The sequence below is a fragment of the Pseudacidovorax sp. 1753 genome (genome assembly GCF_040544975.1).
Classification (GTDB): Bacteria; Pseudomonadota; Gammaproteobacteria; order Burkholderiales; family Burkholderiaceae_C; genus Xenophilus.
This window is the reverse complement of record NZ_JBEPKY010000006.1, coordinates 58,370-78,228: the sequence shown is the minus strand read 5'-3', so window position 1 is coordinate 78,228 and position 19,859 is coordinate 58,370. Positions and strand designations below refer to the sequence as shown.

20 protein-coding genes are annotated in these 19,859 nt (G+C 70.2%); 2 read left to right on the top strand and 18 right to left on the bottom strand.

The genetic code is table 11. From position 1 onward, the window contains the following. The first annotated feature begins 4 nt into the window (after positions 1-4). Together ABIC63_RS08875 and ABIC63_RS08870 are read left to right on the top strand one after the other, a co-directional pair. Positions 5-1,288, top strand: coding sequence for an SDR family oxidoreductase (locus ABIC63_RS08875; protein WP_354319475.1), 1,284 nt, complete (start codon positions 5-7; stop codon positions 1,286-1,288). A gap of 2 nt (positions 1,289-1,290) precedes the next feature. Then, entirely contained in the window at positions 1,291-2,280 is a 990-nt protein-coding gene (locus ABIC63_RS08870) for a Bug family tripartite tricarboxylate transporter substrate binding protein (protein ID WP_354319474.1), read from the top strand. Positions 2,281-2,446: 166 nt separating this feature from the next. Here the strand turns inward: ABIC63_RS08870 and ABIC63_RS08865 are convergent, their stop codons facing one another. The 18 genes from ABIC63_RS08865 to ABIC63_RS08780 form a co-directional block, all read right to left on the bottom strand. Then, a complete protein-coding gene (locus tag ABIC63_RS08865; protein WP_354319473.1) occupies positions 2,447-2,998 on the bottom strand; it encodes a hypothetical protein in 552 nt (183 codons plus the stop codon). Positions 2,999-3,108: 110 nt separating this feature from the next. Further along, positions 3,109-3,690, bottom strand: a complete 582-nt coding sequence (locus ABIC63_RS08860) for a DUF6402 family protein (RefSeq protein ID WP_354319601.1) — start codon at positions 3,688-3,690, stop codon at positions 3,109-3,111. Positions 3,691-3,692: 2 nt separating this feature from the next. Beyond that, complete coding sequence (locus tag ABIC63_RS08855) at positions 3,693-4,097, bottom strand: DUF6402 family protein (protein WP_354319472.1); 405 nt, start codon at positions 4,095-4,097, stop codon at positions 3,693-3,695. Positions 4,098-4,757: 660 nt separating this feature from the next. Beyond that, complete coding sequence (locus ABIC63_RS08850) at positions 4,758-5,672, bottom strand: restriction endonuclease (RefSeq protein WP_354319471.1); 915 nt, start codon at positions 5,670-5,672, stop codon at positions 4,758-4,760. A gap of 55 nt (positions 5,673-5,727) precedes the next feature. Then, positions 5,728-6,129, bottom strand: coding sequence for a type II toxin-antitoxin system RelE/ParE family toxin (locus tag ABIC63_RS08845; protein ID WP_294375553.1), 402 nt, complete (start codon positions 6,127-6,129; stop codon positions 5,728-5,730). Further along, a complete protein-coding gene (locus tag ABIC63_RS08840) occupies positions 6,122-6,445 on the bottom strand; it encodes a type II toxin-antitoxin system Phd/YefM family antitoxin (RefSeq protein ID WP_294375556.1) in 324 nt (107 codons plus the stop codon). The genes ABIC63_RS08845 and ABIC63_RS08840 overlap by 8 nt, the downstream gene beginning before the upstream one ends. 82 nt (positions 6,446-6,527) lie before the next feature. After that, positions 6,528-8,522, bottom strand: coding sequence for a hybrid sensor histidine kinase/response regulator (locus ABIC63_RS08835; protein WP_294375558.1), 1,995 nt, complete (start codon positions 8,520-8,522; stop codon positions 6,528-6,530). Further along, complete coding sequence (locus tag ABIC63_RS08830) at positions 8,504-9,439, bottom strand: sensor histidine kinase (protein WP_114802722.1); 936 nt, start codon at positions 9,437-9,439, stop codon at positions 8,504-8,506. Before ABIC63_RS08830 ends, ABIC63_RS08835 begins: the two co-directional genes overlap by 19 nt. Beyond that, positions 9,436-10,461, bottom strand: a complete 1,026-nt coding sequence (locus ABIC63_RS08825; RefSeq protein ID WP_354319470.1) for an ATP-binding SpoIIE family protein phosphatase — start codon at positions 10,459-10,461, stop codon at positions 9,436-9,438. The genes ABIC63_RS08830 and ABIC63_RS08825 overlap by 4 nt, the downstream gene beginning before the upstream one ends. After that, positions 10,452-10,856, bottom strand: a complete 405-nt coding sequence (locus ABIC63_RS08820; protein WP_017757019.1) for an anti-sigma regulatory factor — start codon at positions 10,854-10,856, stop codon at positions 10,452-10,454. The genes ABIC63_RS08825 and ABIC63_RS08820 overlap by 10 nt, the downstream gene beginning before the upstream one ends. Beyond that, the gene (locus ABIC63_RS08815; RefSeq protein WP_294375566.1) at positions 10,846-11,226 is read right to left on the bottom strand and encodes an STAS domain-containing protein; all 381 of its coding nucleotides are present in this window, start codon (positions 11,224-11,226) and stop codon (positions 10,846-10,848) included. The genes ABIC63_RS08820 and ABIC63_RS08815 overlap by 11 nt, the downstream gene beginning before the upstream one ends. Positions 11,227-11,231: 5 nt before the next feature. Then, positions 11,232-12,080, bottom strand: coding sequence for an STAS domain-containing protein (locus tag ABIC63_RS08810; protein ID WP_114802719.1), 849 nt, complete (start codon positions 12,078-12,080; stop codon positions 11,232-11,234). Between the two features lie 216 nt (positions 12,081-12,296). Further along, positions 12,297-13,844, bottom strand: a complete 1,548-nt coding sequence (locus ABIC63_RS08805; protein ID WP_114802718.1) for an HD domain-containing phosphohydrolase — start codon at positions 13,842-13,844, stop codon at positions 12,297-12,299. Further along, positions 13,841-17,266, bottom strand: a complete 3,426-nt coding sequence (locus ABIC63_RS08800; protein ID WP_354319469.1) for a PAS domain S-box protein — start codon at positions 17,264-17,266, stop codon at positions 13,841-13,843. The genes ABIC63_RS08805 and ABIC63_RS08800 overlap by 4 nt, the downstream gene beginning before the upstream one ends. After that, complete coding sequence (locus tag ABIC63_RS08795) at positions 17,244-17,585, bottom strand: STAS domain-containing protein (protein ID WP_294375579.1); 342 nt, start codon at positions 17,583-17,585, stop codon at positions 17,244-17,246. Before ABIC63_RS08795 ends, ABIC63_RS08800 begins: the two co-directional genes overlap by 23 nt. After that, the gene (locus ABIC63_RS08790) at positions 17,543-17,881 is read right to left on the bottom strand and encodes an Hpt domain-containing protein (RefSeq protein WP_114802715.1); all 339 of its coding nucleotides are present in this window, start codon (positions 17,879-17,881) and stop codon (positions 17,543-17,545) included. Before ABIC63_RS08790 ends, ABIC63_RS08795 begins: the two co-directional genes overlap by 43 nt. Then, the gene (locus ABIC63_RS08785; RefSeq protein WP_294375586.1) at positions 17,865-18,344 is read right to left on the bottom strand and encodes a response regulator; all 480 of its coding nucleotides are present in this window, start codon (positions 18,342-18,344) and stop codon (positions 17,865-17,867) included. The genes ABIC63_RS08790 and ABIC63_RS08785 overlap by 17 nt, the downstream gene beginning before the upstream one ends. Beyond that, positions 18,341-19,804: a sensor histidine kinase gene (locus tag ABIC63_RS08780; protein WP_354319468.1), complete on the bottom strand. Its 1,464-nt coding sequence runs from the start codon at positions 19,802-19,804 to the stop codon at positions 18,341-18,343. The genes ABIC63_RS08785 and ABIC63_RS08780 overlap by 4 nt, the downstream gene beginning before the upstream one ends. Positions 19,805-19,859 lie beyond the last annotated feature (55 nt).

Genomic DNA, 19,859 nt, shown 5'->3' with positions numbered 1-19,859 from the left:
GGGCATGCACTCGGCCGCTCCGGACCGCGTGCCCGGCACAGGTGAGGCCGCAAGAGGCTTCGCCCCTGCGGCCATCCGGCCCTGGGGCGGCTCGGCGTCCCGCCACGTGCTCATCACCGGCGCGGCCGCGGGCATCGGCCGCGCCACCGCGCTGCGGCTCGCGCGCGATGGCTGGCACTGCGTGCTTGTCGATGCCGACGCCACCCGCCTCGCGCAACTGGCCGCCGATTGGCCGGCTGAAGCGCCCGCGCCGCAGGTCCGCGCCATCGACCTGTGCGACGCAGCGCAGATCGCTGCGCTGGCAGGAGCCGACCTGCCGCCGCTCGATGCACTGATCAACAACGCCGGCATGTCGGCCGGCGGACGCGATGCGCTCGACGCCGAAAGCCAACGGCTGCTGGCCCTCAACCTCGAAGCGCCCGCGCGGCTGGTGCAGGCCTGCACCTCACGGCTGCGGCCCGGCGCGCGCATCGTCAACGTGGCCTCTGGCGCGGGCCTGCGCGCCATTCCCTGGCGCGGCCTCTACAGCCCCAGCAAGGCTGCTCTGATCGCCCAGACCCGCGCTCTGGCGCAGGCGCACCCGGACTGGACGGTCACCGCGCTGGCCCCGGGCTTCGTGCGGACCGAGCTGGTGCAGCAGCTGATCGACAGCGGCCGCCTCGTGCCGGCCCAGGCCACGGGCAAGATCCCGCTGGGCCACATGGCCGAGCCCGAGGACATGGCCGAGGCGCTGTGCTTCCTGGCGAGCGATGGCGCGCGGCCGCTGTCGGGCCAGCTCCTGGTGCTGGATGGCGGCTCGTCGGTGTCTGGTGGCAGCCAGCCGCTGCCGCCGGCCCAGGCGCCGCTGCCGCCGCTGGACATGGCCTGCACCCCGCAGGACGCCGGCGCGTCCACAGGCACAGGCGACTATCCCGCCGTGCTCGATGCGAGCCTGATGACGGCGCCGCCGGGCCAGTGGCTGGCCACCTTGCAGGCCGCCGCGCGGCGCTTCCGTCTGGCGCATTCGATGCAGGCCAGCCTGACATTGCTGGTGCCTGCCGCGCAGCCCGCGCTGCCCTGGGCGCAGGCCGGCGACCCGGCCGCCGCCCGCATGCTGCTGCACACGCTGGCCGCCGAATGGGGCAGCCACGGCCTGCGCATCAATGCCCTGGCCATCGACGGGCCCGGCGTGGATGCCGCCACGCAGGCATTGCTGGCCTTCGTCGCCGGTCCGCGCTCGCGCTTTCTCACCGGCCAATGGCTGCGGGCCGCCGCGGCGACGACAACGATCCCAAACCCGGAGACATGACCATGAACGAGCCGATCTGCAATCGCCGGCACCTGCTCACCGCCGCCGCGCTGCTGGGCCTGCATCCCGCGCTGGCCCACGCCCAGTCCGGCGCCTGGCCGCAACGCCCCCTCAAGCTGGTGGTGCCCGGCCCGCCCGGTGCCGGCTCCGACATCTTTGCGCGCTTGCTGGCCGTGAGCCTGCAGGAAGCCCTGGGCCAGCCGGTGGTGGTCGACAACCGGGCCGGCGCCAATGGGCTGATCGGCAACGAGGCGGTGGCGCGGGCTGCGGCCGACGGCTACACGCTGCTGCTGTCGCCCTCGTCGGCCATCGCCATCAACCCGGTGATCCAGCCGCGCATGCCCTACGACGCCCGCAAGGACCTGCAACCGGTGGCGCAGGTGGGATCGGCCGGCGTGCTGCTGGTGGCGCATCCGGCCACCGGACTGCGCTCGCTGGCCGATCTGGTGCGCGCCGCGCGGGCGCAGCCGGACCGCATCGCCTACGGCTCCTGGGGCAGTGGCTCCACCGGCCACCTGGTGATGGAAGGCATCAAGGCCGAATACGGGCTGGTCATGCCGCATGTGCCGTACAAGGGCGTCTCGCCGCTGGTGGCCGATCTGCTGGCCAACACCATCGGCGTGGGCTTCGTGGATATCGCCTCGCCGGTGCCCCACATCCGCGCCGGCAAGCTGGTGGCCCTGGGCTGCACCGGCTCCGCGCGTGGTCCTGCACTGCCCGAGGTGCCCACGCTCACCGAGCAGGGCTACCGCTTCGACGTCGATGGCTGGTATGGCGTCTTCGTGCCGGCCGGCACGCCGCCAGCGGTGGTGCAGCGGCTCAACCGCGAGATCAACCGCATCCTGGCGACGCCGGAGGTGGTGCAGAAGTTCGCGGTGCAGAACATGCCGCGCCCCCCGCTGAAGTCGGCCGAGGAATTCAGCGCCACCGTCTGGCGCGACATGGACAGCTGGCAGGCGCTGGCGAGGACGGCGCGGCTGCGGGTGGAGTGAGGGGGGCACGGCGCCGCGCCCGCGTGGCTGCAGCACGCTGCGCGATCCGCTCAGCCGACTTCTTGCCAGGAATGGCGAAGTGCAGCCTGTCTGGATGGATGTATGCCGGGAATCCAGTGTGACTGCAGGGGCGGGGGTTTTTTTAGGGGCGACTTCTTTGCAATTGCTATGGCAGGAGTTTGGGGAATTTCGCCTTAAGCCACTCCCAATAAGACGGCGGCATTTTCATCCTGACTTCCGATTCATCGCTGGCCTCGTCGTAGTAGGTCAAATAATCCTCTCCGTACTTGATGGTCAGCGGTCCCTGGCTGGTCAAAACGGGCATAAACGTTCGTTCTGCCCAAAGGCGGTCATTCATGAACAGAATGCGCAGCCGGACCCGACCGGCATCCATGAGGTTGTAGTTGATATGGTTGCGGGTGCTGCAAAGCTCTATCTTGACTGACTCACCCTTGAACGTGCGCACACCGCCGCCCAATTCTTTGGTGAATTCATCGCATGCTCCGTAGTGCTGTGGAAACACGATGGAACCGCAAAAAATTCCTACCATAATGATGAGTAAAGAAGCTCCCATCCGATGATGGATCGTCTTCAACCACGTCAGCCGACTAACCTGGATGAATATCAAGGAAAATGCGGCGGCCGCTGCAATCCATCCTAAAGGCCGAACGTAAGGTTCAAGCAGCCCGTCAAGCCCATTTTTCGAGTTGATGTGCACATAAAGCAACTTATAGGCAGCAGCGAGTAGGACCGCTGTTGCGAACAAAAGAAGGCATCGAAGGCCAACGATTAAGAGTCTGTATATCCGGCGCATAAAATGGCCCGAGGTTAGCGCCGATAAATCTCGCATATTTCATCGAGATCTATGGTTATAGGCTTCGCAAGTTTTATCTTCCTTGTGTCCGAAAAAATAGCGAAGTCGCCGCCACGGTTCTTCAAGTGGCGCCAAGTCTCAAAGTCCTTGTTTCTAACTGGGTAATATACTTGTTTCGCCAATAAACTATTACCGGTGTCCAGTGGCCTGTCCAGATTCTTGGGCACGGGCGGAAGATAAATTTCTGATCTGCTGCCGTGTTCTTTTTCCAGCAGGCTTGCGGCGTATGATTCCGCAGAAATTATTACGCCATAACGATTCCAATGTCCCAAATACTGGGAGGTTTGCGTCTCGTCGTTGAATGAGTAAACGTCCTTTGCATACACGTAGATATGTGACACCTCCACGGTGGTCTGTGTGCATTTCGTCTGACCTTCACTGCCGTATCGCATATACCGACGGGTGCGAACAGTGGAGTGAGCGACCGCTGCATAAAAGTAGAAGTTCGCCAGCGATGCAGCCAGATCGTTCATGATCTGGGAATTCTTTATCTTTCCTTGGGATATTTCCAATATCCCTCCCAGTACATCCACCATTGTCACCTTAATTCTCTGGAATTGAAAATCACGGTGCAGCTTTTGAATGTCCTGTTCTGAATAACTCCAAGTGGACAAGGGGCTGGGCAGGAATTATTGTGCTTGTCGACGAATCTCTTAAGGACATTTTTAAGCGCCTCCCTAGATTTATTGTTGTATATGTTTTCGGGTGCATTTGTGTCGGCATCCTTGAGTGCATCGAATTTTCTCTTCACCAGCCCGAAACTCAATATCCAATCCAGTTTGAAAGTGTCGGTGTCCAAGAATTGAAGAGACTCGATATCCGCCGAACCATCCTTAATCACATGAGCTTGACCACGGAACCAACGGTCGGCGCAGTAGGCCGCCTTTGTAAAACCCGTTGCCCGCATGCCGGTCGGCAAATCCAGCATATCGAACGGTGGCACAACGGGACAGTTTTCCTTCTTATCGATAATGTTGCCGTTCGAATTCTGCGCTACCGAAGGCCTTTGAATTCCTGCTGCACCGGCATGTGTAGTGCCCTTCGCCGCACCGTTTCCATTGATTCCGGGGTTTGATGACGGCGGAGCTCAAGGGGGTGGCGGGGGCGGCGCAACGCCAAAAATCGGCGGCGGGTTTTTAAGCATTTCAATGGACGTCTGGGTCGGGCTGGGGCGGCAACCGAAGCCGGCCTCTTTGACGGTCCATTTCAAGCCGAATAGCTGAACTTCAGGTTTCAAATATAGGTGCCTATCCCGGTGGAGTTCGTCAGAATACCGCTGAAGGCTTGAGATAATGTTTCCGAGCATTGACTTTTTGAGGGATTTTTAAAGGTTCGGGCGATGCCTCGACCTTATCCATATTCCCTTGGCATACGGAACGTGGAATGCCAAAAATTCCCGGCACTGCTCATCTTCTTTCTACATCAGCCCCACCCTCAGGCTGCAGCAACTACTCGCCGGCAACCGGGGCCCGCGTATTCTGTCGGTCCTTCTGAATTTACTGCCGAGCCGGCATCCCGCCCGGGTACAACCTCCTCAGTCTCGTAAAGCAGGACCCGCCGGCAACGAAAAGGGCGGTTCCCTCATGCATGTCCCCTTGTCCGCTCAACCGCCCGGCGCCAGAAAGCGGATCGAGCGCAGCGGCAGCCGGCGCCGGGCCCTGTCGGTCAGCTTGTCGTAGTGCTCGTCCCAAAGGTCGAACAGCTTCTCAAGACTGATCAAGGTGATGCGTCGCTTTTCCTGCGTGCGGGCTTCGGCCTCGGCATCCTTGGTGAAACCGCCGGTGCAGACGAACAGGCCTACGTCGTCATCGCCCAGCACGGCCATGAAAGACCGCAGGCCTTCGACGCCGACGGTGTTTTGCTGTCGCTTCACCTGAACCTTGATGCGCGGCGGGCGCGTGCCCAGCGCATCGGGCCAGGCCAGGATGTCCACGCCACCATCCTTGCCGGGCGGCGACACCCAGCTGACGTGGTACGACATGGCGCGCAACAGGTCGGCCACCAGTTCCTGGAAGTCGTAAGGATTCATCGCGCGCAGGTACTGCGACACCTCTGCCCAGGCCTGCTCTTCGGCCTCGTCGAAGGTGACACTCGCCGCCTTGGCGTTGTTGTCCACGTCGTTCACCGCATTCGCGGCGGCGGCCACCTCCGCAGCGCTGCCCTCGGAGTCAGGCTGTGCGGCCTTCCATTCCGCGTACAGCTTGCAGGCACGCTTGTAGAAGGCCTCGGGGTCTTGCAGTTCCGCATGGGCCGCCTGGCCTGCCTCGGTGATGGTCCAGATGCCCTTGTCCTTCACCAACCAGCCCGCCTTGACGCAATCGACCGTGGCGAAGCGGACGATCTTCTCGAAGCGGCGCCCGCCGGATTCATAGCTGTCGGCCTCGTAGGGTGACAAGGTGACGCTGCTGGCCAGCACCTGCAATGCTTCACTGCCTCGCATGCCTTCTGGCGCTGACATTAGGATGCTGAAGAGCTCGCGCAGAAATTCGCCGGTGCGGCGGCGGGTGATTTCAGCCATGATTTCGCTCGCTTGTGCGTTGTGGCGGGACTTGATAGAGGTAGGACATGAAAGCTCAGCGCCGCTCCTGCGGGTGGGCGCCCGGCCACAGGCGGGCGAAGTCGAATGAAAGCTGGCGGTGGTGCCGGATGGACAGCAGATAGACCGTCGCACTGGCGTCCATGACGGTGTAGAGCATCAGGTAGTCGCCATGCAGGTACTCGCGCAGAGCACTGGCTGCGCCGGCCGGCAGTGCTGCGAGCTGGGCCAGTGCTTCGGCCGACTGCGGCGGGTTGTCCAGGTAGCGCCGGCCGATGCGGGGGAACCGGGCCAGATTGGGGATGACCGTGGCACGCAGGCCGGCCAGCAGATCATCGAAGGCGAATGCCGCGTCGGCTTCTGCCAGAAAGGCCTCGATGGCGTCCAGCCGCTCCAGGAAGCTCGCGGTCAGTTCGACCCGATGCAGAGCCTCAGCCACGCTTCCTGGCGGCTTTGCCAGTGGGGACGGCCGCGCGGCGCTGTTGAAGCTGGGCAAGGGCCGCATCGGCCCCGTAGGTGCGGCCGGCCTCGATGTCGGCGATGCCGCGTCGGGCATCGTCGATCAGCAGCAGGTGGATGCGCTCCCGCTCCAGGCGGTGGTAGTAGTCCAGCCGGTCGGCGTCGATGAGCGCGACGTAGCTTTCCCCGTTCTTGGTGATGATCTTTTCGGCACCGGCCTTGGCCTGGTCGGCCAACTCCGAGAGGTTGGCGCGTGCCTGGGTAAAAGGCACGACGTCGCTGGCTGAAAAGCCCATGGCCGGCTCCTTGAGAGTGCAGAATTCTGCGCAGTCTAAGACAGACTCGCGCGTGTCGAGCGCGGGGCGGCCCGCGGGCCGCTCAACCACCCTCGCGCAACGCCGCCAGCAGCGCATGCGTGTCCAGCGGCTTGGAGACATGCGCGTCGAAGCCGGCCTCCAGCGCACGGTCGCGGTCCTGCGGACGGGAGAAGGCGGTGAGCGCGACGCAGCGCACACGTGGATGGCCGGCCTTGGCCTCCAGTCGGCGCAGGGCCCGCACCAGTTCGTAGCCGTCGCGCCCGGGCAAGCCGATGTCGCTGACCAGCAGGCTGGGCCAGCGCTCGCGCATGGCGGCCAGGGCGCTGTCGTGGTCGTGCACCACGCGCACCTGCGCGCCAGCCTCGTGCAGCACCACCTGCAGCATTTCGGCGGCGTCGGGGCTGTCCTCCACGGCCAGGACGTCCTGGCCGGCGAGGGGCTGGTCGCGGTGGGTCGCCGGGCCGCTCTCGGCCGAGGGCTCGGTGCTGACGGGCTGCGCGGGCATGTCCTCCGGCGCCACATCCAGCCGCACCACCAGCCGGGCACCACGGCCTTCGCCCTCGCTGAAGGCCTGCACGGCGCCGCCGTGCAGCTCGGCCAGGCGCTTGACGATCGACAGGCCCAGGCCCAGGCCGCCATGGAGGCGGTTGTCGGGCCCGTCGCTCTGGGCGAAGCGGTCGAACAGGTGCGGCAGGAAGTCGGGCGCGATGCCCTTGCCCTGGTCCTGCACCTCCAGCGTCAGCTGCCGGCCTTCGCGCCGCAGCGTCACGTCGATGCGCCCGCCGTTGACCGAGAACTTGATCGCGTTGTTCAGCAGGTTCCACACGATCTGCTGGAAGCGCGTCGGGTCCAGCCAGGCGCTCTGCCGTGCATCGTCGTCGGCCTGCGGCAGCACGCGCAGCGAGCGGGCGGCAATGTCGTCCTTCAGCGCGTCGATGGCCGCATGGGTGAGTTCCACCGGGTCGGTCCACTCGCGGTGCAGCCGCAGCTTGCCGGCATTGACGCGGGAGACGTCGAGGATGTCCGAGATGATCCGGCTCTGCGCCTTGACGCTGCGGGCGATGGCGTCCAGCGCCTTGGCCATGAGGTCGGGCCGGCCGCCATGCTTCTGCAGGATGTGCACCCAGCCGCTGATGGCATTGAGCGGCGTGCGCAGCTCGTGCGAGAGAACGGCCACGAAGTCGTCCTTGGTGCGGCTGTGGCGCTCGGCCATGGCGCGGGCGGCCTGTTCGCGCTCCAGCACCTCCTGGCGCGCACGTTCCAGCGCCAGGCGGTCGGAGATGTCCACCGCCACCGCCACCAGCAGCCCGGTGGCGCCGTGCGGCGACAGGCTCCAGGCCAGCGGCACCTCGTGGCCGTCGGCATGCAGCAGCGGGAACTCGGCGCGCCGCACACTGCCGGGGCTGCCCCCCTGGGCGGCCGCGGCCTGGGCCACGAAGGCCTGCACCTGGGCCGCCGCGCCGGGCACCGCCAGGGCGGCGAGCTGCAGGCCGATCAGCGCCTCGGGCGCGCGGCCCAGCTGCGAGGCCAGGGCGGGATTCACGTCGTCCAGCCGGCCGGCGGCATCGAGCAGGGCCATGCCGTCGGGCACCTGGTTGTAGATGGCGCGGAAGCGGCTCTCGCTCTGGCGCAGCCGGTCCTCGGCGCTGCGCGCGCGGATCAGCGCCTGCAGCGTGGCCACCAGCACCGCGGGCTCGGCCGGGTGCACCAGGTAGGCGTCGGCGCCGGCGTTGAGGCCGGCCACCTTGTCGCGGTCCTGGACGAAGGTGGCCGACAGGTGGATCACCGGCAGGCTGGCGGTGCGCGGGTCCTCGCGCAAAAGCCGGCAGACCTCGAAGCCGTCCACGTCGGGCAGGTGCACGTCCAGCACCAGCGCCGACATGCCCTGGGCGGCCAGCGCCAGTGCCTGGCCGCCGGAGGCCGCCTCCTCGGTGGCGAAGCCGGCCGCGCGCAGCGTGCGAGCGGTCGAGTAGCGCGTGGTCGGATGGTCGTCCACCACCAGGATGCGGTGGGCACCCCGGTCGATGGTGGTGTGGATCACACGGGTGGTTTCCACGCGACCTCCGGCTGATCGGCAGGCGCGCCCGTGCGCGCGGGCGCGGGCGCCGGCGCATCCGGCAGCTGCATCGGCAGGGTGAGCCAGAAGGTGGAGCCGCGGCCCAGTTCGCTCTCCACGCCCACTTCGCCGCCCAGCAGGCCGGCCAGCTGGCGGCACAGCGCCAGGCCCAGGCCGGTGCCGCGCAGGCGCTTCTGCATCGGCGAATCCACCTGCGAGAAGTCGTCGAAGACCGAGGCCTGGTGCTCCGGGGCGATGCCGATGCCGGTGTCGCTCACCGAGAAGCGCACCCGGTCCTCGCCGAGGCGGCAGGCCGCCACGCGCACCTCGCCCTGCGGCGTGAACTTGAGGGCGTTGGAGACGTAGTTGCGCAGGATCTGCGAGAGCTTGCGGTCGTCGGTGTACAGCCGCGGCAGGTCGCTCGGCTCCTCGAAGGCGAGGCTGACCTGCTGGTTCTCCAGCATGGGCCGGAACATGCCGCGCAGCGCCGAGAACAGGTCGACCATCTCGAACCAGGCCGGCGAGATCTCCACGCGGCCGGCCTCGATCTTGGCCAGGTCGAGCAGGTCGTCCACCATCTCGGCGAACTCGCGCGCCGAGGTCTGGATGAACTGCACCTGCCGGCGCTGCTCGTCGGAGAGCGGGCCGTCCACCTCGTCGCTCAGCAACCGCGCGATGCTGCGGATGGCATTGACCGGGGTGCGGAACTCGTGGCTCATGTGCGACAGGAAGCGGCTCTTGAGTTCGGTGGCGCGCTTGAGGGCGATCGCCTGTTCGTCCAGCTCGGCATAGAGGGCGACCACGCCGCGGTTGGTCTCTTCCAGCTCCTCCCGCAGCAGGGCAGCCTCCGCTTCGGCGGCCTGCAGGCGCTGCTGCAGCTGCAGCACCCGCGCGTCGGTTTGCGGAGATTCGGTCATGGGCCCTCCTTGGGGCGCAGCGCGACGACGCAGGCATCGTCGCGGCCGCGGGCATGGTCGGCAAAGATGCGCGCCGCCAGCAGCGTGGGCTCGCGCGCGAGCAGCGGCGCCAGCGCGGCGCCGGGCCAGCGGGTCTGCACGCCGTCGCTGTGCAGCAGGGCCAGCGCATGCGGCGGCCGCGTCGCGGGAGTCATGTCGAAGCGGCGCACCTGCAGCCCCAGCGTGCCGTGGGCCGTCGCCAGGGCCTTGTCGGCGGTGCCCGAGACCAACCGGCCCGCCACATTGCCGGCCCCGGTGTAGCGCAGTGCATCGCCCTCCATCCACAGGCCGAACACGGCCGCGCCCCGGGTGGTGCGCAGGCGCTCGTGCACGGACTGCATCGTCGCCGCGCCGTCGTCGAAGGGGCGGCTGGCAAAACCGTCCAGCGCCGCCTGGGCGGCGACCTGCGCCTCGGGCCCGTGGCCCAGCCCGTCGGCCAGCAGGGCCGCGGCGCGGCGGCCGTCGAAGGCCAGCATCCAGGCATCGCCGCAGGCGGTCTCGCCGCGCACCGGCACGCACACGGCGCCCCAGTCGAAGGCGTCCGCCCGGGCCGGGGCGGCCACGGCCGTGCCCGTGCTCGGCCGCACGCGGGCCAGGCAGACGGTGCCCATGCCGGGCAGCGAATGGAGGTCGAACCCCTCGCTCTGCCGCGCGATGGCGCCCAGCCCGGTGCCGGCCGTGGCGGTGGTGGAGAAGCCGTCGCGCATCGAGCGCGCCAGGTCGGGCATGCCCGGACCGCGGTCGACCGCGATCAGCTCGATGTCCCCCAGCGCATCGCGCGCGGCCACCAGCAGCTGGCCGGCCTGCGCATGCTTGGCGAGGTTGGTGCCCAGCTCGGTGGCCACCAACGCGGCGCGGGCGGCGTCGTGCTCGGGCCAGGCGCGCTCGGCGGCCAGGCGCGCCACATGGCGCCGGGCCTCGCCGACGAAGCTCAGGTCCTCGATGGGGAACGCGCGGTGCGTCCAGCCGCGGATCACTTCCACTTCACGATGCTCACGCAGGTGCCCTGGCCAGGCGTGGAGCGGATGTCGAAGTCGTTCACCAGCCGCTTGCTGCCCGGCAGGCCCAGGCCCATGCCGCCGCCGGAGGTGTAGCCGTCGGACATGGCGAGGTCGATGTTGGCGATGCCGGGGCCTTCGTCCTCGAAGCGCAGTTGCAGGCCGCGGCGCGCGCCTTCCTGCAGCACGGCCCAGTGCATGCGGCCGCCGCCGCCATGGATCAGCGTGTTGCGCGACAGCTCGCTGGCGGCGGTGACCATCTTGGTCTGCTCCACCAGCGAGAAGCGCAGCTCCTGGCACAGGGCGCGCACCGTCTGCCGGCTGGCGACGATGTGCTGCTCGCTGGCCAGCGGCAGGGTGCCGGTGGGTTCAGGCGCCAAGGCGGGCTCCCGGCTGGGCGCGCAGGCGATCGAGCAGCGCCATGCCGCGCTCGACGTCCAGCGCGGTGCGCACGCCGTCGAGCGACAGGCCCAGCTCGACGAGGGTGATGGCCACGGCCGGTTGCATGCCCACCACCACCGCGGTGGCCGAGAGGATGGCGGCCGTGCCCGAGATGGTGCTGAGCATGCGGCCGATGAAGGAATCGACCACCTCCAGCGCCGAGATGTCGATCAGCACGCCGTTGGCGCCGGTGGCCGCGATGCGGTTGGCGAGGTCTTCCTGCAATGCCATGGCGGTCTGGTCCTGCAGGTCGATCTGGATGGTGACCAGCAGGGTCTGGCCCATGCGCAGGATCGGGATGCGGTCCATGGGGTTCAGGCCTCGCGGCTGATGCGCCAGCCGTTGGTCTTGAGGGCCTGCGCCAGTGCGTCGGCCAGCGTGGCCTTGGTGACGATGCCCTGCAGGTCGATGCCCAGGTGCACGATGGTCTGCGCGATCTGCGGGCGGATGCCGCTGATGATGCAGTCGGCGCCCATCAGGCGGATGGCCGTGACGGTCTTGAGCAGGTGGCGGGCCACCAGCGTGTCCACCGTCGGCACGCCGGTGATGTCGATGATGGCCAGCGCCGAGCCGGTGTCCACCACCGTCTGCAGCAGCGTCTCCATGACGACCTGGGTGCGGTTGCTGTCCAGCGTGCCGATCATCGGCACGGCCAGCACCCCGTCCCAGAGCTTGACCACCGGGGTGGAGAGTTCGAGCAGGTCCTCCTGCTGGCGGCGGATGACGTCCTCGCGCGACTGCTGGAAGGTGTCGGCCGTGTGCTGCGCCAGGCGGTCGACCAGGGCGGAGAGCGTCCACAGGGCGCTGCCCATGGCGGCCGGGTCCTGCGCGAAGGCCTGCTGCAGGCGGCCGAAGAGGGGCTTCTTGAGCCCCAGAACGAAGACGCTGGTGGCGCCGGCCGAATCGCCCTTGGCGGCGCGGCTGGCCGACAGTTGCTCCAGCGTGCGCCGCAGCGCCTGCCAGGCCGGGCCCTGGAGCGACTGCGCATCGCCCCCGGCTTCGAGGGCGCTGCGCAGGCCATCGGCGACGGCCGTGGCCTCGGCCTTGGCGCTGGCATGCAGGCCGCCCTGCGTGGTGGCCTGGAGCTCGCGCATCCATTCCTCGACCACGGCGGTGGCATCGTCGTTCAGAGCACGGACAAGGGCCGCGGTTTCCGGGTTCATGGGGAGGCCCTCGTTGAATGCTCCCTTGTAGGGATGGGGATGCGGGAGCGTCCAAAAGTGTAGGAAAAGGTGACAGCCGTCGTTGTCAGCCGATACCTCTTTTGCGCTGTTGGCCCACACGGATTGCGCCTGCCATCCGCCATGGCGCGCGCTGCGCCCGTGCAACGCGATCGGCCGGGGCGGGCCGGTCGCTCGGGAGCGCGGCCGCCCGGCGCCTCAAGCGCCGACTGGCAGCGCCGCGAAGTCCAGCGAATGCGGGTCGCTCAGCGCGCCGAAGCCCAGGCCGCGCTCCATCACCTGCTCGCACACCCGTGCCATGCGCTCGCCGTGGCGGATGAAGATCGACACCAGCTTGGGGTCGAAGGCCGCGCCGCTCTGCGCATGCAGCAGGCGCAGCACCTCGTCGGGCTTCATGCGCGCGCGGTAGCGGCGCTCGCTCACCATCGCATCGAAGAAGTCGACCAGGGCCGTGATGCGCCCCGGCAGCGGAATGGCGTCGCCCCGCAGGCCGCGCGGGTAGCCGCCGCCGTCCCAGCGCTCGTGGTGGGTCAGGGCGATCTCGGCGGCCAGGCGCAGCAGCGGCAGGTCGGAGCCGCCGAGGATCTCGGCGCCCATGACGGTGTGGGCCTCCATCTGCCGGTGCTGGTCCGACGAGAAGCGCCCCGGGTGCTTGAGCAGCGCATCGGCCACGCCGATCTTGCCGACGTCGTGCATGGGCGCGGCCTGCCGCAGCAGCAGTGCGGCTTCGGGGCTGCAGCCGGCCGCCAGGGCCAGGGCCCAGGCCAGGAAGCCCACCCGCACCATGTGCGAGGCCGTCTCGCCATCGCGGAAGCGCGCGGCGCGCGCCAGGTGGTCCAGCACTTCGCGGGGCTCGGCGGGGCCACCCTGGGCGAGCACGCCCGGGCAGCAGTCGATGCCCGCGGCGGCGGTGGTGTCCCACCCGGCGGCTTCGTCGGCGCCGGGGGCCGGGCCGGCGTCTGTACAGGCGGCCGGCTGCCCGGCCGCCGGTTCGGCGACGCATGCGGGCGTGTGCAGGGCCGTTCCAGCTTGCGGGTCCGCGCCGGTGTCCACCTCGGCGCCGGCCGGCTCGACCGCGTCCAGCCGGTAGCCCTGGCCGTACACCGGCGTGAGGCGCAGCGGGCCCTGGCCGTCCAGCCGCAGCTTGCGGCGCAGGCGGCTGATGTGGGTGTCCACCGTGCGGGTGGTCACGTCCGCCGTCCTGCCCCAGACGCGGTTGAGCAGGTGTTCGCGCGACAGCAGCACGCCCGGGTTCTGGAAGAGGTAGACGGCCAGGTCGAATTCCTTCTGCGTCAGGTCGACCGCCGTGCCGTCGACGGCGATGCGGTGCTGCACCAGGTCAACGCGGTAGCCGTTCAGCTCCAGCACCTGGGGGCCGCGCGTGCGTGCGCGGCGGCTCAGGGCGCTGATGCGGGCCAGCAGTTCCGCCGGGCGCGCGGGCTTGACGAGGTAGTCGTCGGCGCCGCTGTTCAGGCCTTCGACCACGTGCGCCTCCTCGTCGCGCGAGGTCAGCACGATGGCCGGCGGCTGCACGCCCGGGCGGTTGCGCAGCCAGGTCAGCACGTCGCCGCCGGTGCCGTCGGGCAGCGTCCAGTCCAGCACCAGCAGGTCGTAGCGGCGCGAGCCCAGCTCGCGGATCAGCTCGCCGGTGCTGCCGAAGCTGGTCACCTGATGGCCGCCGTGGCTGAGCCACAGGGTGGCCAGGTCCCGCTGATCGGGGTCGTCTTCCAGGAGGGCGATGTTCATGCGGGCTGGGAGTGGGGTTGGGGGCGGTCCTGGGATTGGACGGCCGAGGGGGCGGCCAGATCGTGACGGGACTGCAAACTCCCGCCAGGAGCGGCCTCGTCCAGCCAGCGGGTGAGCCGCACGGTGCTCACGCCGTCGTGGTGCAGGTAGTCGACCTGGTCGCAGGCCTTGCGGATGATGGTCAGGCCGAAGCCGCCTTCGGGGTACTCGTCGAAGTTGGTCGGCAGCTCGTCCTCGGGCGGCACGTAGGGCTCGCCGATGTGGATCAGCGACACCTCCAGCGCGTCGGGCGGCCGCCGCAGCAGCGCCTCCACCGGCGCCTGCGGCAGCCGCCCGCGCGTGTGGCGCACGATGTTGGTGAAGGCCTCCACCACCGCCACGGTGAACAGGCCACTGGCCGGCGAGGTCTGGCCGGCCTCGGCCAGGCCGCGGTCCACCAGGGCCCGCAGGGCGCCGATGGCCCCCGGCTCGGCGGGCAGTTCGAGGCGCTGCACAGGCTGCTGCGGGTCGAACACCCGCACCGTGGCCAGCGTCACGTCGTCGGTCAGCATGGTGCCGGCCAGCAACTGCTGGCGCATGCGGTGCAGCATGGCGGCCGGCGTGGCATGGTGCTGGGCCAGCCGGCGGAAGGCGGCATGCACCTGCTGCACGCCCACGCGCTCGCCGTCAGCCAGGCGGGCGTCGCACAGACCGTCGGAATGCAGCAGCAGGGCGTCGCCCGGGCCCACGGGCCGGCTTTCCTGCGTGAAGCGGGTGTCGGCCAGCACGCCCAGTGGCGGATGCTGGTTGCGCAGCAGCGCCACGGCGCCGCCCGGGCCGATGTGCATCACCTCCTCATGGCCGCAGCCGCACCAGGTGAGCAGGCCGCGCGCCAGGTCGATGCGCACGTAGGCCAGGGTGACGAAGGTCTCCAGCGCCTGCAGGTGCGGTGTCATGGCCGCGTGCACGGCGTTGAGGATGTCGGCCGGCTCGGGCGTGGCGTCGCGGGCGGCGGGCTGCATCATCAGTTCCACGAGCGAGCGGCTGAACTGCATCTTCACGGCCGCGCCCAGCAGCGCGGCATTGACGCCCTTGCCCATCACGTCGCCGGCGATCAGGTCCACGCAGCGCGGGCCCGGGCGCATCACCTCGAAGAAGTCGCCGTCGATGTCCTGCGAGGCATGGTTGAAGCTGCTCAGCCACAGGCCCGGCAGGTCCACGGCGGGCGCGGCCACCAGCAGCGAGGCCTGGATGCGGGCGCTGATCATCACCTCCAGCTGGCGCGCGGCGCGCAGGTCCTCGCGGTGCTGGCGCTGTTCCTCGATGTCCTCGACGATGCCGATCAGGTAGAGCACGCGGCCGCGGTCGTCGTGCGCCAGCGAAGCCGTGAGCCGCACCCACAGCGGCCGACCCGTGGCGCGCACCAGCCGCGCCTCCAGCCGCAGGCTGGAACCGGCGCCGTCGAACAGCCGTTCGGTGCCTTCCATCACGGCGGGTGCGTCCAGCGGATGCAGCAGGTGCTGCAGCGGCAGGCCCAGCAGCGCGGCGGCGTCGCGGCCGAGCAGGCGGCACAGCGTCTGGTTGACGCGCACCAGCTGCTGCTGCCGCTCGTCCAGCAGGAAGATGCCCACGGCCGCCTGCTCGAAGGTGGCGCGGGCGCGCACCTCGCTGTCGCGCAGGGCGCGCTCCACGCGGCGCTGCTCCGAGATGTCGCGCATGGTGGCGGTGAACAGCGTCTGCGCGCCGGCGCGCACCGCCACCACCGTGGCCTCCACCGGGAAGTGCTCGCCGTTGGCCCGCAGCGCCATCACGTCGATGCGGCCGCCCCCATGCATGCCCACGCCGGCGCCGCGCAGGGCGTGCATCGCCCGCTGGCGCATGGCGCGCCGGGCCTCGCCGGGTGCCAGCAGGCGGTGGATGGGGCGGTGCAGCGCCTGCTCGCGCGGCAGGCCGAACATGCGTTCGGCCGCGGGGTTGAAGTCGACCACCTTGCCGCGGGCGTCGGCGGTGACGACGGCGTCGAGTGCGCTGTCGAGCACGGCCTGGTGCCGGGCCTGGGCGGTGCTCAGGGCCGCCTCGTTGGCGCGCTGGTCGGCGATGTCGGTGACGAAGCCCAGCACATGCATGGCCTCCTGGCCGCCGCGCGTCACGGGCAGGGCCACGCCGCGCAGCAGCATCCACTTCCAGCGGCCGTCGGCGCAGCGCACGCGGGCCTCGCAGTGCAGGCTGGCGAGCTCCCGGCGCAGATGGCGGGCGAGCCGGTCCGCCAGTGTGTGCCGGTCCTCGGGATGCAGCAGGGCCAGCCAGGCGGCGCTGTCGTAGCGGCATTCGGCCGGCGGCTCGCCGCGCATGGCGGCCCAGCGCTCGCTCAGGTCGACCCGGCCGTCGGGCAGCCGCCATTCCCACAGCGCGTCGCCCGACGCCGCCAGCGCGCGGCGCCAGCGCTGGGCGCGCTGCTCGCCCTGCGCATGCAGGCGCGCCAGGGTGGCGCGCGCCGTGCGCTGGCTGGCGATGCTGCGGCGCAGCGCGCGCAGCGCCAGCAGCACGATGGCGAGTGTGAACAGGGTCAGGGCCACGCCGGGGCGGATCTGGCGCAGCAGGTACTGCAGCAGCGGCTGTCGGGGCTGGACGACCAGAACCTTCAGGGGCCGCTGCGGCAGCCATTGCTCGGCGGCCAGGTCGCCGGCGGCCACGGCACCGGCCTGCGTGCCGGCCTGCCAGGGCGCGCGCGCGCTGGCCGTCAGCACCTCGCCGCTGCGGCCGACCAGCACGGCCCAACCCCCACGCTCCTGGGCGAGCGCCTCGGTCAGCCGGTCCAGGCCGTCGGCCTGCAGGAGGGCCACGGCCCAGCCTCGCTGGCCCGGCAGGGAGCGCAGCACCGGCACGACCCCGCCCGGCGCACGTTGCGCGAGGGCGGGGGGCAGTGCGGCCGCGGACAACCGCCGGCCGACGCACGGGTCGCAGGCGGAGGCCGTGGCCGGTAGCCCCAGACTGGCGGGCGGCGGCAGCAGTGTCGCCCCGCCCTGCGTCAGGCCTGCGCCGCGCTCGTCGAGCGCGAGCACCGCCAGCAGTTCGTGGTCCCATGGTGGCCGCAGGCCTTCCCCGGCGGTGGCAGGCAGCGCGGCCGCCCCGGGCGCGGCCGGCAACGGGCCGGCCGGCATGGCCGCTGCCAGGGCCCGCGTGGCCGCTTCCGCCCGGTCCAGGCTGGCGTCCACCAGGCTGGCGAGCGCCGCGGCATGCAGCCGGGCATGTTCCCGCGCTTCGTCGCGCAGATTTTTCCAGCCCAGCCCAAGCCGGGTGGCCAGCGTCAGCAGCACCGCGACGGCCACCAGCAGGCCCACCCAGCGCAACTGCTGCTCGCGCCGGCGCAGCGCCCGCTCCAGCGCGGCATCGGGCGCGGCGCCGGCGTCCTGGCCCGCCTCAGTCGAAGGAGGCGACGGCATCCTGCCGGTCCGGGAAGATCTGGAACACGCGGTTCATGCGCATCAGTGCCAGCAGCGCCTGCACCGTGGGCGTGAGGTTGCACAGCCGCAGGTCGCCACGCCGGGCATTGAGCTGCCGCAGGCAGGAGATCAGCGCGCCCAGGCCCGAGCTGTCGATGAACTTCACGCCCTGCAGGTCGAACACCACCCGCGTCGCCGTGGGGCCGACCAGGGCCTGCATGGTCTCCTTGAACTCGCGCACGTTGCTGGCGTCGAGGTTGGCCTCGCGCAGGGCGATCACGACGATGTCGTGTCCGGCGGGGTGGCTGCTGATTTCCATGGTGGCGTGTCTCCGTCGCGGGCGGGGGCGATCAGGCCGTCGAGGGCGGCCTCCAGTGCATCGAGGGCCTGGCGGATGCCGGCCGGGTCGGTCTGCCCTTCGGCATGGCGCGCCAGCTCGCCCAGCGCGGCGAAGCCGTAGCTGCCGGCGGCACCGGCCAGGCGGTGCAGCGCCTGCTGGCGGCCCTGGGCATCGGCGGCCTCCAGGATGGCCGCCCGGCGCTGGGGCAGGCCATCGAGGAAGCGGCGGCGCAGCGCCGCGTAGGCGGGCCCGCCGCGGTCAGCCCCGGGGCCCACGGCCGTGCTCCCAGTACATGCGGATGTCCTGCGGCAGGCGCACGGGGTCGAAGGGCTTGACGATCACACCGGTGGCACCGTGGCGCAGCAGCTCCTCCAGCTGTTCGGGCATCGCCTTGGCAGTGAGGAAGACCACCGGCACGCCTTCCATGCCGGGCAGCTGCCGCAGCTGCTGCAGGGTCTGGGGGCCGGACAGCTGCGGCATCATGACGTCCAGCAGCACCAGGTCGGGCCGGAAGCGGGGGGCGGCCTGCAGCGCCTCGGCACCGCTGCCCACCGCGCAGACCTCGTAGCCGCCGATCTCGCGCAGGCTGAAGTCGAGGATGTAGCGGATGTCGTCGTCGTCCTCCACGCACATCACGCGTCGCAGCGCGTCGTCGCCGTCGAGGGGGGCGTCGATCCGAACACCGTCGGCTTCGCCTGCGGTGCAGGCACTCTTCGGAACAGCCGGGTGAACGCTCATGGCACCGCCCTCGCGCGGGCCGGCTGCGGGGCCGGTTCGGCCGGGAACCAGACGTCGAAGGTGGAGCCGACCTCGCCGGCGCCGGGCGCGTAGCCGATGCGTCCACCCATGCGCTGTACCAGCAGCCGCGCCAGGTGCAGGCCCAGGCCGGTGCCGCCGGGCCCGCGCTGGTCGCCGCCCTCGGCCTGGGCGAACTTCTCGAACAGGCGGGAGCGGAACGCCGCCGGCACGCCGCGGCCCTGGTCGGTGACGGCGATGCGCTGGCCGTCGCCGGTGTCGCTGAGCTCGATGAGCACCGTCTGGCCGGGCGCCGAATGCTTGATGGCGTTGGAGATCAGGTTGGCCAGCACCTGCAGCAGGCGGTCGGCATCCACGCTGGCGCCGCGGCCCGTGACCGGCGTGGTGGCCGGGCAGCGCAGCCGCAGCTGCACGCCGGCACGCGCCGCATAGGCCTGCGCGGCGCTCACGGCCTCGCCGGCCAGCGGGGCCAGCGCCTGCGACTGGCAATGCAGGGTCATGCGGTCGCCTTCGAGCTTGGCCAGGTCCAGCACGTCGTCGATCAGCTTGCCCAGGCGCTCGCCGTTGCGCTGCGCGGCGGCCACCAGGGGCTGTGCGGTCGGCGGCAGCCGGCCGGCCACACCCGAGGCCAGCAGGCCGACGGCGCCGAGGATGGAGGTCAGCGGCGTGCGCAGCTCGTGGCTGACGCTGGCCAGGAATTCGTCGCGCATGCGCTCGTTGCGCAGCGCCTCGGTCAGGTCGCGCAGCACCCAGGTCGTGCGCACGGCGCCGCCCTCGCACCAGCGGCTGGCGCTGGCCTGGGCCCAGAAGCCGTTGCCGTCGGCCGTGCGCAGCCACAGGCGCTCGCCGGTGGCGAGCTGGCCGGGCGCCGCGCCGATGACGGCCTCCAGTGGCTGGCCGGCCAGGCTGCGCGCGCCGGCCTCGCCGAAGTGGCGCAGCGCGGCGCGGTTGGCGTCCACCACCATCGCCTGCGCGTCCACGGTGACGACGGCGTCGGCGATGTTGTCCTGGATGCCGCGCTGGCGCTGCAGCTGGCGCCGCCAGTCGGCCAGCAGGGCCGAGCGCTGGGCCTGGCGTGCCAGCCGGGCCTCCAGCAGGGCGTCGCTCAGCCCGAGATGCAGGCAGTCGTCCATGCCGGCCGCGAAGGCCTCGATGGCGCGCGCCTCGTCCGGCGCCTCCAGCAGCGACACGATGGGCAGCCACGGGTCCCCGGCACGCAGGCGGGCACAGGCCCGTTCGGGCTCCCACTCGCCCGGGCCCGGCAGCCACAGCAGCACGTCCGTGGGAATGCCCGAGCCCAGCCAGGCGACGGCCTCGCCCACCCCGGCCACGGGGCGCACGCGGTGGCCTGTGCGCCCGAGCCGGGCGCACAGGGCGGCGCGCGCGGCCCCGTCGGCGCCGACGACGAGGACGTGAAAGGTCGGATAAGGGTTGGAAGGCATGGAGAAAGGTGTCCGGCTTGTCTCGTGGTTGTGCCGCTGTGCGTGACCGGCAGGT